Consider the following 12,042-nt stretch of genomic DNA (forward strand, 5'->3'; position numbering starts at 1 on the left):
AGGCGCGCTGTCAGCAGGCGGTCATCGGGGACTGCCATGCTGACCCGGTGGAAGCGAAAACGACGGTTCAGTCGAGAACCTGGTCCTGCATCAGGATGGACTGGTACAGCCGGCGCAGCCCCGGCCCGGGCTCCAGTCCGAGTTCGGCGCCCAGCCACTTCCGGGTGCTGTGGAAGACCGAGACCGCCTCGCCCTGCCTGCCGTCGCGGTAAAGCGAGATCATCAGGTACTCGCTGAGCCGCTCGCGCGCCGGGTTCTCCGCGACGAGTTGTTTCAGGTCGTGGGAAAGCCCATGATGCTCGCCGACCTGAAGCCGCGCGGAGATCAGGTCCTCCTGCACGGTGAGCCGGCGCTCGTTCAGCTGCTCGGCAGCCAACCGGCAGCGAGTGCAATCGGCCACGTCGAGCAACGCCGGCCCCCGCCAGAGCCGCAACGCTTGCTCGAAGACCGTGATGGCTCCCCGCGGATCCTGCCCGAGCAACGCGGCCCCACGCTGTGCCAAGGCAGAAAACCGATGCGCGTCGACGGCCTCGGCAGGCACGGTCATCAGGTACCCGCTGCTGACCGTCCGGACCACCTCCCGCTCGCCGGTCACGGTGAACACGAGCTTCCGCAACCGCGCGATGTTGGCCTGCAACGCATTGCGCACGTTGGAGACCGGTTTGTCGGCCCACAGTTCGTCCGCGAGCGTGTCCAGGGACAACGGAACCCCCGGCGACAAGGCCAGCAACGCCAACACAGTCCGCACCTTTCGCGACGCGACTCCGTGTCTGCGGCCGGCTTGCCTGAGCGTGACCGATCCCAATAGCTCAATTTCCATATCTACCCCTGAGAAAAATAGCCCGCCTCAAGTGACCCCACGCACCGAGCTGTCGGCCGAGCCGAGCATGTCAGACATTGAAAAGTCGGTCTACCTCCGATTGGGGTAATGAGTTGGCGTCATGCACGACAGTTTCCCGTCGGTAATACGAACCCCGTTCCCATTTGTCGCCCCCGACCTCCCGATGGTGGTGCTGGCACCAGGTGCGACAGTGGTGTTACCTCCACCAGGGGACCCTTCTCCGGCGAATACCTTGTCGTACTCGCCGGTACGGTGTTGAATCAATTATCGCGGCCGGGGCGGAGCCGCATTTTCCGACATGGGGTGAGTTCTATTTGCAGTTCCGGGCAACATTTCTGCCCGTTGCCGCAGCGACGGCGAATGGTTATTTATTAGCGGGCCGGCGACGCAGAGTGTTTCTGTTGTTCCCCAGAGTCGCACCAAGGCATTCGACATCATGAACGCCGCGGCTCGCCTCTCGACTGCTGGGACAATTTGCGCGAGTGTGCAATCGACGCCATCGACTGGTCTAGTTCGCAACAGAGAATTTTGCGAACTTCCACACTTTCGACGGCTTCCCGCCCGCCTCAGCGCGCGGCCACCCTCACCGTCCTTGTCCGCGCTCCATGCCTCGCCGCCATCCGGGCCCTGGCTCCGACGAGCTCGCGAACCACTGCCCCGATCTCCTCGCTCCCCGCGTCGTTGGCGCGACCCAGCCCGTGCGAGCCAAACCGGGCTCCCAAGACGATCACCGTTTCCCCGCCCCGTCGCCCTCGGTACTGACTTCCATGCGGCCTACCGCCGCCTACCGGAGACGATCCCTCCAGGCGAAAACGCGACCCCGCAACGGACTCCGCCGACCATCCCCACACCGCCGCGGCTGGATGACGCCCACCCGGCGATGCTCCACACCGCGCCCCAGTGCGGCCAGCCAACTCTCGGCGTTAGACCCCAGGCGGCACAAATCGGAGCCCCGAGCATGCGTTCCCTCACCCCGGCTTCCTCGACGACCGCGGTCGAGCCCAAGAACCCAACGCCGCCCGCGTGCCACCACCTAGCCCAAGACGATCCCCTCGGGCCCCCGCGAGTCCCGTACTCCCGCCCGGCACTCCCGCTGCGCCATGCGAGCTGACGTCTTCTGCCACAGCCGCAACCGGCCCCCGTCCAAATGCGCCAATCACCCTTGGAGCTCTTGACCGAGCCTCCGCCCTGCCAGAAGAACCGGGCACCTGCCGGAGACACGGCAGCACCACGCGTCCAAGCCGTAACGAGCTAGCCAGCCGCCGCAGCAATCGGTACGAGCTACCGCCCGCAGCTGCTGCCAGAAGGCCGCCCCCATGCACCGCGGCCACCTGCTTCAGAACAATGCGGTTGGACGAGATCACCGCGTCACCGCATGAGCCGCGCCGACACCAGCCACCCGCCCGCGCCCGCCCATTCGCAACATCTGCCAGCGAACCTTCCCAGCTCGACCGCTGAGCTTCCGACGCCAAGCCGCAGACCGGTAGCGCTAACCCATAGCCATCGACCAGGCCGACCGCATCGAATCATGCCCCGGGCATGCAAAAAACCCTCCGGCCAACCTGAACTGCGTGGCCGAAGGGTTCCTGTGCAACTTGTGGAGCTAAGGGGACTCGAACCCCTGACCCCCTCACTGCCAGTGAGGTGCGCTACCAGCTGCGCCATAGCCCCGAAGCAGAGGTGAACTCCGCATCTCGTATGGACATACAGTACACCCCGCCTTCGGTCCCTTCGTCAGGGGGTCGGTTACGCGCCGCGGCCACGCCGGAACGGCGTGCCAAGCTGCCCAAACCCGCCTCCCTGCGACCTGTTCCGAGCGCATTAGTGCAGGTCGACTGCCCTATCTGACTTTTCTTCAGGTTTGCGTTGAAGGTCAGTGTGCCCGCGATTACATTCCTCCGCAGTCGCGACGTCGAGCCGACCCTCGCCACGAGGCGAACCCCACCCCCGGCCGAGGTCGCCCGGCGGTCCCGTCTCGGCAAGGGAGGTGACGATGAATCCCGAATCACGGAGAGTGGCCGCGCTAGCGCCGACCCCTCCGAGTCCGGCGGACTACCCCTGCGGCCGGAACAGCGGAACGCCGTCCCGCCAGCCCCTCGAGACCAACGCTGATGCCTGGCGCGCCCAGACACGGGCGGCGAACGCCCGGCGAACCGCTGCTCGTCCGCCCGTCCCGCTGGCCCGCCCGTACACCGTCACCGGAACAAACGCGCACGATTGGCACTTCCACCTCACCCACAAGGGCGATGCAGAGACGTCCACCCACCCCTCCTGGCACCCCGCGTTGGAACACGAGAGCACCTCGGGAACCCACGACACCGCAGCCCCGCCGCGGCTGCCGTCCACCGAGCCTGACCCGCAATGGCCAGCGCATCCGACTGCTGCAGTTGTCGATCTTGCCTCCGGCCGAGACCGCGACCCGCACCCGGCCGGACTGGCTGCTGGTCACGAGAAGCCGTGGCAGCACGGCCGTCATGACGCCGCCAACCGGTCGTTCACACTGATCTCCGTGGGTGGCACTACTTCTCCGCCGCCGGGACAAGTGGACCTGGGGCCGAACGTCGTCGTTTTCGATCCGTCGATGCCGAGCGCGAGCATCCAGCGCAAGCTCGACGCGATCTTCGCGGAGCAGGAGAAGAACCAGTTCGGCAGTCAGCGCTACGCCGTGCTGTTCAAACCTGGCACGTACTCCAACGACGTGAACGTCGGCTTCTACACGCAAATCCTCGGACTAGGCAGCACGCCCGACGCCGTGACGATCAACGGTGCGGTGCACGTGGACGCGGACTGGTTTCCCCCGAACAACGCGACCCAGAACTTCTGGCGCGGCGCGGAAAACCTGTCCGTGAACCCCGTCGGGGGCGCGGACCAATGGGCCGTATCGCAGGCGAGCCCGTACCGGCGCATGCACGTCCGCGGCGACCTCCGCCTCGACGACGGCGGGGGCTGGTCCAGCGGGGGCTGGATCTCGGACACGAAGATCGACGGGCAGATCCGTTCCGGGTCACAGCAGCAATGGATCTCGCGCGATTCGCACTTCGGCGGCTGGACCGGCTCTACTTGGAACATGGTGTTCGTCGGCGTGGACGGCGCTCCCGCCGGCACCTTCCCGGACCCGCCGTACACGACGATCGACCAGGCCCCGATCGTCCGCGAGAAGCCGTGCCTCCAGGTTGACGAGTCCGGTCACTACCGGGTGTTCGTGCCCGCCCTGCGAAACAACACCTCCGGCGTCACCTGGGAACACGACAGCGCACCAGGCGTTTCGCTGCCGATCGACCAGTTCTTCATCACGAAGCCGGGCGCTACCGCGTCCGAGATGAACGAGGCTCTGACGGCGGGCAAGAACCTGCTGATCACCCCAGGCGTGTACCGCCTTGATCAGCCTCTTCACGTGACTCGTCCGGACACCGTCGTCCTCGGCCTTGGCATCGCGACCTTGATCCCGGACGGCGGGATCACTGCGATCAACGTCGACGACGTGGACGGAGTGAAGATCGCCGGCTTGCTGATCGACGCCGGAACGACCTCGTCGGCCACGCTCATGCAGGTCGGCGATCCCGAGTCGAACGCGGACCACTCGGCGAACCCGACCTCGCTGCACGACGTGTTCTTCCGCGTCGGCGGCGCTGCCGCGGGCAAAGCGCATACCAGCCTCGTAATCAACAGCAACGACGTGATCGGCGACCACCTGTGGCTCTGGCGAGCCGACCACGGCGCCGACGACAGTCACGTCGGCTGGAACTCCAACACCGCCGATACCGGCCTGGTGGTGAACGGCAACGACGTGACCGTCTACGGGCTGTTCGTCGAGCACTTTCAGAAGACGCAGGTGACCTGGAACGGAAACGGCGGGCGCACCTACTTCTTCCAGAACGAGATGCCCTACGACGTCCCCGACCAGGCAGCCTGGATGAACGGCGGGAGCGCGGGCTACGCCGCGTACCAGGTCGCCCCGGATGTGACCAGCCACGAAGCCTGGGGTCTCGGCAGCTACTGCTTCTTCGACACGAACCCGTCGGTGTCCTGCTCGCACGCCTTCGCCGCTCCGGTCGCGCCTGACGTGCGGTTCCACGGCATGGTGACGGTTTCGCTCAACCACCAGGGAACGATCACCCACGTGATCAACGACCTCGGTGCGAGCACCCCGTCGGGGACGAAGCCGGTGAACTTGGTGCGCTATCCATAGCCGCCACCTGAACAACCGGTGCCCGCCGCGGTGGCGGCCGCGACGGGCACCGGTCCCTGGTTCTGTCGTTTGCCACGGCAGCCGACGGGACACCGTAGGCTGTGCCGTGTGAGCCAGCCGATCCTGATGACCGTCGACGACGACCCCGCCGTTTCGCGGTCGGTGGCGCGCGACCTGCGTCGCCGCTACGGCAAGGACTACCGCGTCATCCGTGCCGATTCGGGCGCCGACGCCCTCGACGCACTTCGCGAGATCAAGCTGCGCGGCGACGCCGTCGCGGCGATCCTCGCCGACTACCGCATGCCGCACATGGACGGCATCGTCTTCCTGGAGAAGGCGATGGACCTCTTCCCGAACGCCCGGCGCGCGCTGCTGACGGCCTACGCCGACACTGACGCCGCGATCCAGGCGATCAACGTGGTCGACGTCGACCACTACCTGCTCAAGCCCTGGGACCCGCCCGAGGAGAAGCTGTACCCGGTCATCGACTCGCTGGTCGAGACCTGGCTCGCGGTCGGGGATCGTCCGGTGGAAGAGACGAAGCTGATCGGGCACCGGTACTCGGCACCGTCGTTCCGGATGCGCGACTTCCTGGCTCGCAACGCCGTCCCGTACCGCTGGTACTCGGTCGACGACGAAGAAGCCGGCCGCATCCTCCAAGCCGCCGGCGCGTGCGAGACCGACATCCCGGTCGTGGTGACGCCGGACGGCACGGTGCTGAAACAGCCATCGGGAAGCGAGATCGCCGATGCGGTGGGCCTTTCTACGCAGCCCGCGCAGGACTTCTACGACCTGGTGGTGATCGGCGGCGGTCCGGCCGGACTCGGTGCCGCCGTTTACGGCGCTTCCGAAGGACTGCGGACCGTGCTGGTCGAGCGCAAGGCCACCGGCGGCCAGGCCGGAACCAGCTCCAGGATCGAGAACTACCTTGGCTTCCCGGACGGAGTGTCGGGCGCGCAGCTCACGGATCGAGCCCGCCGCCAGGCGCAGAAGTTCGGCGCTGAAGTGCTTACGGCTCGCGATGTCGTGGGTCTGGAGGCGCGCGGCTCGAGCCGGGTCGTGACCTTCGGCGACGGATCCGAGATCGCCGCGCACTCCGTGATCCTTTCCAGCGGCGTCAACTACCGAGCGCTGGAAGCCGAGGGAATCGCGGAGCTGACCGGCCGGGGCGTCTACTACGGCTCCGCTGCGACGGAAGCACCTGAGTGCTCGAACGATCACGTGTACATCGTCGGCGGCGCGAACTCCGCCGGTCAGGCGGCTGTGTTCTTCGCCCAGCACGCCACCGACGTGACGCTGCTGGTGCGCGGCGCGTCGCTTGAGTCGTCGATGTCGCACTACCTCATCGAGCAGATCGCTGCCATCGAGAACGTCCACGTTCGCACGCACACCACGGTGGTCAAAGCGCATGGGGACGATCACCTCGAGTCCATCACGGTCTGCAAAGACGGCGTGACCGAGAAACTGGACACGGAACACCTCTTCATCTTCATCGGAGCCGCTCCGCGCACGGAGTGGCTGGGAAAGAGCGTCCTCCGGGACGCCCACGGATTCGTCCGGACCGGCCCAGACCTCGTGGAGGACGGACGCAGGCCGCCGGGATGGAGCCTGGACCGCGATCCGCATTACCTGGAGTCGTCAGTGCCCGGCGTGTTCGTGGCCGGAGACGTGCGCTCGCAGTCGGTGAAACGCGTGGCGTCCGCCGTCGGCGAGGGCGCCATGGCCGTGACCCTGGTCCACCGTTACTTGGAGGAACAGTGACTCAGCCCGCCTTGTCGCGCGAGGAACTGCGCGGACTGTTCTTGTTCGAACATCTCTCCGACGCGCAACTCGACTGGATCGAGCAGAACGCGGTGCGCGAGGAGTTCAAGGCCGACTCCGTGGTGATCCGCGAAGGCGACCCGGCCACGTGCTTCTACGTCCTGCTCAACGGCGCGCTGCGGATGACCCGCGTGGTGGCCGGCGCCGAGGTCGAGATGAAGCGGTCCGATCAACGCGGTTCCTACTGCGGCGCAACGCAATTCTTGGCCTACCAGGACAGCGAAGCCACCTACGGCGCGACGATCTACGCCGTCAGCGATCTGACCTTCCTCACGCTTCCCGCCGCGGAGTTCGCCGTCGAATTCCGGCAATGGTTCCCGATGGCGGCGCACTTGCTGGAGGGTATGTACCTCGGCTGGCGCAATACCGACGCGCTGGTGTCGTCGCGCCGCAGGCTCGTCGCCCTCGGCGAGTTGTCCGCGGGGCTCATGCACGAACTCAACAACCCGGCCGCAGCTGCGGTGCGGGCCACGGCCGCGCTGCGCGAGCGAGTCGCCGGCATGCGGCACAAACTCGCGATCCTGGCGAAGAAAGACATCGACCCGAACCTGCTCGAGTTGCTCCTCGACGTGCAGGAACGCTTGGTGAAACAGGTCGGCGACGCACCCAAGCTCTCCGCGATGCAGCAAGCCGACCGCGAGGACGAGATCGGCGACTGGTTCGACGACCACGGCATCGACCAGGGCTGGGACCTCGCCAGCATCTTCGTCGCTGCCGGACTCACGCCGACGAACCTCGACCACGTGCTGGAATCGGTAGGCGAAGGACTGCTCGACGGCGCGATCCGCTGGCTCGCGTACGCGCTCGAAACCGAGATGCTGATGGGCGAGATCGAGGACTCGACCAGCCGGGTGTCCACGCTCGTGGGCGCGGCGAAGCAGTACTCGCAAATGGATCGCGCCCCGCACCAGTTCATCGACGTCCACGAAGGACTCAACTCCACGCTGGTGATGATGTCGGGCAAGCTCGGCGAGGGCATCCGCGTGGTCAAGGAATACGACTGCTCGATCGACCGGGTTCCTGCCTACGCCGCCGAACTGAACCAGGTGTGGACCAACATCATCGACAACGCCGTCGGCGCCATGGGCGGCGAGGGAACGCTGACCCTGCGCACGTGGCAGGTCGGCAAACAGGTGCGCGTCGAGATCGGCGACACCGGCCCGGGGATCCCGGAAGAGGTGCGCCAGCGCATCTTCGAGCCGTTCTTCACGACCAAAGGCGTGGGCGAAGGCACCGGTCTCGGGCTGGACATCTCGTGGCGGATCGTCGTGGAACGGCACTCGGGCGACATCAAAGTGACGTCGGAACCGGGTGACACGCGGTTCGAGGTCTGCCTTCCCGTGGAGGAGCAAGCGTCGCTCTGAACGCGCGGTTGCCCGCGGATGCCCGTCATGAGGCTGGGATCTTCGGGTTCTTCGGAGCAGTTCTGCGGTGGTTGTCATCGGCGGTATCCCCTCGGAGCGAACTGACGGCTCGATTCCGAGGTTAGCCGACCGCACCGACAGGATTTCGGGCTGTTTTCGAGTTTCCCTTGTGCGCCAACGGTTTTCGATCTTTCCCTGATCGGGTGATGATTGGGAACGCATGTTCGAGCACTCTGGAACACGGCAGCGCCGCGCCCATTGCTCGGACCCGCAGGGGGTCCGGTGGGCGCCGCCGCCGGTTCAGGGGAGGGACCGTGATCCGAATCCGGGAAGTGTCAGTGTCATTGCCGCTGTCGTCAGCCAGGTCAGCAGGTCCGGCAACGGAATCCGGGCGAGCCGTCCAGGCCATTCGTCGGCTGCGATCGTCAGTGCGAGCTCGTCTTCGCCAGGCCGGATTCCGGTCAGGCGCAAGCCTTTCGGCAGATCCGGCAGGGGAAGCACGATCGGCTGGATCCGCTTCGGCGGCCGCCTCGTCCACCGTCCGAGGCAGAGCGAGATCGGGGTCAGCACTATTGCTTCGTCTTCGATGTCTGCGGCGAGAGTCAAATATCCCCAGCGCGGACGTTTCCGCCAGCGCACTCGGAACCCTTCCGGATGCGGTGTCGCGATCAGGTCCGGACGTGCCGCGGCGACCCGATCCCGCACCACGGTTCCGCTCACTTCTATCTCGAGTTCGACAGATCCGGGAATCGCCGCTGGCGAAGGCAATCCTCGAAGCCGCACGTCCTTGGCGAGCACGGTCACGCGCCGCAACGGAATGCGTTCGACGTCTGGCTGCGCAGGCGGTCCGACAGTTGGCCGCGTTTCAGGACCGGCTTCGCGAGCGGCGGGCGCCCGTCCGGAGCTGCGTCGAGAAGTCGGTCGCTCGGATTCGTGCGGTCCCACGTTTGCTGCGTCAGGTCCCCAGATGGGTTTCCATGCTGCGGCACCTGGTGTGGCTTCCGCGATTCGGCGATCGCCTTGCGCCTGAACAGAATCCGACGATGCCGTGTTCTCTCGTGGACCGGATGAGCGTGCGTCAGTTCGGCCGTCGGCGGGCCGCGCGAGGTGAGCAGGCGCAAGCCCAGCCGCATCTGGCGGGCCGTCCGTCTTGTGCGTTTCGCCGACGGGGGTGCCCGTCGCAGCAGGCATGCCGGACGCGTCCGCGGTGGTCGGGTCCTTCGTTTCACCACGCGCGTTCGACGCTGCTGAGGCCGCTGCAGTTCGAGACGAGCGGGCAGTGCCGGCAAGGCTGCCAGCGCCGTGCGCAACGGGGGCCGCCGAGCTGTTCGGAACGGGCCAGTCGACATCTTCCGCGACGATGCGGACGTCTCCCACCCGACCGGTGGCCAGACGAAGCGAGTCCGCTGGATAGTCGAGTTCGGTGAGAGTCAGGCCGACCTCGTGGCCTTGCACTGTGGTCGTAAGGCGACGGCCCACCAGTTGCTCGGTGACGGTTCGGGCGAGCGCGGCCGGGGTCGCGGGCACTGTGGGCAGCAGTGCCCGGCCCGCGGCTGCCAGGCCCGACAGTTCGGGCCAGGGCACCCAGGCATCGAACCATCGGCCTTCGCTCATTCGGCCATCGTATGGCTGTCCCGAGAAGACCGCTCCTCGCTGTGGCATGAGCCGCGTAACGGACGGCAAGGGGCCGATCACTCAAGCCACCGGAGCAGTCAGCAGCCCGGCAGCCGCTCCGGACTCGGCGATCCTGGCCGCCACCAGCCAGAATTCCGTCGCAGCGAGCCGCTTGACGTCGCGTCTGGCACCCGATCAGCAGGGCGGCGAACTAGGCTTGCCGAATGTCCGAACCCGACCACGAGCCGTCCGACATCGAGACAGTCGAAGGCCGCGTTTACCGGCGAGAAGACTGGTACGCGGAGGAGTTCACCGCGCGTCGGTTCGTGCGCTGTGAGTTCCATCAGGTCGACCTGACCGAGGCAGTCACCCGCGGTGTCTCCTTCCTGGACTGTGTGTTCGGAAACGTCCAGTTCAACGCCTCCCGGCACACCGACTCTGCGTTCACCGGCTGCGTGTTCAAAGGATGCAACCTGTTCGATGCCGAGTTCACGGGCTGCAAGCTGGTCGGCAGCCGCTTCCAGGACTGCGACCTGCGGCCGTTGCGCGTGACCGGCGGAGACTGGTCTTTCGTCGGCTTGAACAGTGCCGACCTGCGTGGAGTCACGTTCCAACAGGTGCGCATGCGCGAAGCGGACCTCACCAAGGCGAAGTGTTCGGGAGCAGTGCTCACCGACGTGGATTTGTCCGGCGCGGAGCTGCAGGACGTCGACCTGACGCGCGCCGAACTCCGGGGCAGCGACCTGTCGTCACTCGATCTGACTCGTGCGTCGCTGACCGGCGCGATCGTGTCCCCGGAGCAGGCGGCGGTGCTCGTCACGTCGCTCGGACTGCAGGTCCGCGGGTAGTCTCGCTTCTGGGGAACCGAGCCGTCGGGTATGTCCGGAGGGAGCGCGATGGGAGTCGTCACACCAGGCTTCACCGGACGCGCCCGCGGTGCCAATCCGCGGCTGCCGCCAGGGCAGTATCTCGCCGAAGACTTCCCGGTTCTCTCAGCCGGGCCGACTCCTCGAGTGAGCACAGAGAGGTGGGAGTTCGCGGTAGTGACCGAGAGCGGCGAACGCCGCTCATGGTCGTGGCCGGAACTGATGGCGCTGCCGAGCGAGAAGATCACCGTCGACATCCACTGCGTCACCCAATGGTCCAAACTGGACACTCATTGGCGCGGCGTCCCAGTGGACGCGCTCGTCGGGGATCTCGATACGGCCGCTGATTACGTGATGGCGCATTCCTACGGCGGCTACACCACAAACCTTCCGCTCGCTGATCTCCTGGGCGGACATGCCTGGATCGCCTACGAGTACGGCGGTAAGCCACTCACTCCGGAACACGGCGGCCCGGCTCGGCTGTTGGTGCCGCACCTCTACCTCTGGAAGTCTGCGAAGTGGGTGCGCAAGCTGCGGCTCGCTACGAAGGACGATCCCGGCTTCTGGGAAGCAGCCGGCTACCACGACTACGGAGATCCATGGCGGGAACAGCGGTATCAGGGCGACTAGCGTGGCGCGTCGCTCGGCTCGCCGAGATCCGGCAGGAGACACCGACCGCGCGCACCCTGGTCTTCGACATCCCAGGGTGGCCGGGTCATCTCGCGGGACAGCACGTCGACGTCCGCCTCACCGCAGCCGACGGCTACACGGCACAACGCAGCTACTCGCTTGCTGCACCGGCGAACGGAGACCGAATCGAACTGACCGTGCAACGGGTAGCCGACGGTGAAGTGTCCGAACACCTCACCGGCCCCTACGCGGTCGGTGACCCGGTCGAAGTCCGAGGCCCGATCGGCGGCTGGTTCGTGTGGCGTCCCACCGACGCGACTCCGGTGCTGCTTGTGGCCGGTGGCGCAGGCATCGTCCCTCTGATGTCGATGATTCGGGCCCGTCGCGAAGCTGGCAGCAAGGCACTGTTCCGGCTGGTCTATTCGCTGCGTACCCCGGCAGAGCTGTACTACGCCGAGGAGCTCCGCCGACCCTATACAGGCTTGGACGTCACTTACGTCTACACGCGGGAACTCCCGGAAGGGCGATCCGGCATCCCGCGGCGCATCGACGTCGCCACATTGAACACCGCTGCGTGGCCGGTTGACTTCGGTGCCACCACGTACATTTGCGGGCCGACCGGCTTCGTGGAGACCGCAGCGGACATCATGCTCGCGTTGGGACATTCGCCGCAGTCGATTCGGACTGAGCGTTTCGGCCCCAGCCGGGACTGAGGCC

8 protein-coding genes and 1 tRNA gene are annotated in these 12,042 nt (G+C 66.4%); 6 read left to right on the forward strand and 3 right to left on the reverse strand.

Going from position 1 to position 12,042, the window contains the following annotated elements; genetic code table 11:
- Window positions 1-67 precede the first annotated feature (67 nt).
- Complete coding sequence (locus EIZ45_RS13845) at window positions 68-748, reverse strand: AfsR/SARP family transcriptional regulator (protein ID WP_235147136.1); 681 nt, start codon at window positions 746-748, stop codon at window positions 68-70.
- Between the two features lie 1,691 nt (window positions 749-2,439).
- A tRNA-Ala gene (locus EIZ45_RS13850) sits at window positions 2,440-2,512 on the reverse strand.
- 910 nt (window positions 2,513-3,422) lie between these two features.
- Here EIZ45_RS13850 and EIZ45_RS13855 point away from each other — a divergent pair.
- From EIZ45_RS13855 to EIZ45_RS13865, 3 genes are all read left to right on the forward strand, one after another.
- On the forward strand, window positions 3,423-5,030 hold the full coding sequence (locus tag EIZ45_RS13855; protein WP_205669943.1) for a coagulation factor 5/8 type domain-containing protein: 1,608 nt from the start codon (window positions 3,423-3,425) through the stop codon (window positions 5,028-5,030).
- A gap of 108 nt (window positions 5,031-5,138) precedes the next feature.
- The gene (locus tag EIZ45_RS13860; protein ID WP_037812004.1) at window positions 5,139-6,791 is read left to right on the forward strand and encodes an FAD-dependent oxidoreductase; all 1,653 of its coding nucleotides are present in this window, start codon (window positions 5,139-5,141) and stop codon (window positions 6,789-6,791) included.
- A complete protein-coding gene (locus tag EIZ45_RS13865; RefSeq protein ID WP_037812003.1) occupies window positions 6,788-8,215 on the forward strand; it encodes an ATP-binding protein in 1,428 nt (475 codons plus the stop codon). Before EIZ45_RS13860 ends, EIZ45_RS13865 begins: the two co-directional genes overlap by 4 nt.
- Window positions 8,216-8,515: 300 nt before the next feature.
- Here EIZ45_RS13865 and EIZ45_RS46800 read toward each other — a convergent pair whose 3' ends face one another.
- Complete coding sequence (locus EIZ45_RS46800; protein ID WP_238607995.1) at window positions 8,516-9,829, reverse strand: hypothetical protein; 1,314 nt, start codon at window positions 9,827-9,829, stop codon at window positions 8,516-8,518.
- A gap of 224 nt (window positions 9,830-10,053) precedes the next feature.
- Here EIZ45_RS46800 and EIZ45_RS13880 point away from each other — a divergent pair, with 224 nt between their 5' ends.
- Genes EIZ45_RS13880 through EIZ45_RS13890 form a run of 3 tightly spaced genes read left to right on the forward strand, consistent with a single transcriptional unit; the run spans window position 10,054 to window position 12,038 of the window.
- On the forward strand, window positions 10,054-10,677 hold the full coding sequence (locus tag EIZ45_RS13880) for a pentapeptide repeat-containing protein (RefSeq protein ID WP_134663246.1): 624 nt from the start codon (window positions 10,054-10,056) through the stop codon (window positions 10,675-10,677).
- 48 nt (window positions 10,678-10,725) lie between these two features.
- Window positions 10,726-11,325 carry a sulfite oxidase-like oxidoreductase gene (locus EIZ45_RS13885; protein WP_134663245.1) on the forward strand — a complete coding sequence of 200 codons (600 nt, stop codon included), beginning with the start codon at window positions 10,726-10,728 and terminating at the stop codon, window positions 11,323-11,325.
- Entirely contained in the window at window positions 11,295-12,038 is a 744-nt protein-coding gene (locus EIZ45_RS13890; protein ID WP_134663244.1) for a ferredoxin reductase, read from the forward strand. The genes EIZ45_RS13885 and EIZ45_RS13890 overlap by 31 nt, the downstream gene beginning before the upstream one ends.
- The last annotated feature ends 4 nt before the right edge of the window (window positions 12,039-12,042 follow it).

Source organism: Amycolatopsis sp. CFH S0740, from assembly GCF_004522315.1.
GTDB lineage: Bacteria > Actinomycetota > Actinomycetes > Mycobacteriales > Pseudonocardiaceae > Amycolatopsis > Amycolatopsis nivea.

What these genes read in the sequence shown, in the direction of transcription:
- EIZ45_RS13890 (WP_134663244.1), top strand. Translation starts at nt 11,295, where the DNA reads ATGGCGGGAACAGCGGTATCAGGGCGACTAGCGTGGCGCGTCGCTCGG.
- EIZ45_RS46800 (WP_238607995.1), bottom strand. Translation starts at nt 9,829, where the DNA reads ATGAGCGAAGGCCGATGGTTCGATGCCTGGGTGCCCTGGCCCGAACTG.
- EIZ45_RS13855 (WP_205669943.1), top strand. Translation starts at nt 3,423, where the DNA reads ATGCCGAGCGCGAGCATCCAGCGCAAGCTCGACGCGATCTTCGCGGAG.
- EIZ45_RS13885 (WP_134663245.1), top strand. Translation starts at nt 10,726, where the DNA reads ATGGGAGTCGTCACACCAGGCTTCACCGGACGCGCCCGCGGTGCCAAT.
- EIZ45_RS13880 (WP_134663246.1), top strand. Translation starts at nt 10,054, where the DNA reads ATGTCCGAACCCGACCACGAGCCGTCCGACATCGAGACAGTCGAAGGC.